The sequence below is a fragment of the Paenibacillus whitsoniae genome (assembly GCF_003955665.1).
Taxonomy (GTDB): domain Bacteria; phylum Bacillota; class Bacilli; order Paenibacillales; family NBRC-103111; genus Paenibacillus_E; species Paenibacillus_E whitsoniae.
In genome coordinates, this window is record NZ_RXHU01000174.1 from 1 (window position 1) to 1,476 (window position 1,476).

1 protein-coding gene is annotated in these 1,476 nt (G+C 61.5%); it reads right to left on the bottom strand.

Annotated elements, in window-relative coordinates; all coding sequences use genetic code 11:
• Positions 1–120 precede the first annotated feature (120 nt).
• Positions 121–1,476 (bottom strand): beta-propeller fold lactonase family protein (locus tag EJQ19_RS32120; protein ID WP_164716902.1); only part of this gene is annotated, 1,356 nt, incomplete at its 5' end.

Consider the following 1,476-nt stretch of genomic DNA (forward strand, 5'->3'; position numbering starts at 1 on the left):
TAACTGCCGATAAGTTAGGGAAATTCCTGTGAACAGGCAGTTTTTTTTCACAAAAAGGGCTGCATGGGGGGAAGGCACAGATTCCACGAATGAGATCAAGCTGTTCGGTACCTAAGCAGGTTACTCCTGCAGCACCTGGACGTCCAATGGGTAGTCCGGCAAGGCGATCTCGCGCGCAGTGCCGGCGGTGAGGTCGATGACGGTCATGCCGTTCCAGCCGGTATCCGCATAGGTGACACCGCCTGTGAGGTAGGCCGTCTTGGCGTCCGGGCTGACGGCGACCATCTGATGGAGCCGTGTCAGTGGAACGATGCGTTCAGTATACGTCGCTGTATCCAGCACGGTCAGATTCGGCTGGCCTGTAGCACTTCCTGCCGCTCCGATGCCGACGATGAGCAACTGCTTGCCGTCATCGGTCAGCACGACGCCTTCCTGATGCGTGTTGCCGGTCAGCGGCTTAACCGTGTACTGGCCGCTTGCCGGGTCGAGGACAACGAGCCCACGGCCTTGATAGGGCAGCAAGAGTTGGCCGCTTGCGGTTACGGCGGCGTAGTGCGGCTTCTCGAAGCCGCCTTTGCCGAACGGCGCCGCTTCGAAGGTGCGGCTTTTACGGGTCTTGGGATCGACCGCTGTCACGGTATACCCGTCGTGGTCGATGCTGTACACTTCGTGTCCGTCAGGGGCGACGACGACATCGAACGGCCTCATGCCCACCGGGACGCGGGCGGTCATGGTCAGGGTGTCGGTGTCGAGAATCTCGAGCTGGCTGGCGCTCGAGCCCAGATACACACCGACATAGACTTGCTTGCCGTCCGGCGAGACGGCAAGGCCCATGCCGCCGGCGCGGTACTCGCCGTAGCGGGGATTTGCGCCAACGCTGGACAGGTACGGCACCAGCGCGAGCCGTTTGCGCATCGCCGTATCGATGACGGCGATGCCTTCCGCCGTCGTCACGTAGGCGCGGTGCTGCGGCCCAAGGGCGGCCGCGAACGGTGCGCGGCCGACGACGAGCTTGTCGTACGTCCCGCTCGCCGGATCGAGGAAGCTGACGTAGTCGCTCTTCGAGTGCGTGACGAGCAGCGTCGGGCTTATCACGCGCTCGGGTGTCAACGTCGGCGAAGCTGGTGCCGCTGACGGCTGCGGCGGCGCGGGCAACGATGTGCTGCTGCTGCCGGCGTTAGACACCGGAGCGGCGGTTGTGCCCGCCGCCTGCAAAGCCGCGGCCGACGGAAATGCTGAGGGGCTGCCGCCGCAGGCGCTGAGCAGCAGAAGGAACGCGAGCGGCGTTAGCAGGCCGCTGATAGGTTTGGATTGGAGGAGCTTGAATATCACCTCGATATATGTGTTTGTTGGAAAAGCTAGTAAGGTAGAGAGCAGAAACCCAAGAAACCCAAGAAACCCAAGAAAACCAAGAAAACCAAGAAACCCAAGAAACCCAAGAAACCCAAGAAACCCAAGAAACCCAAGAAACCCAAG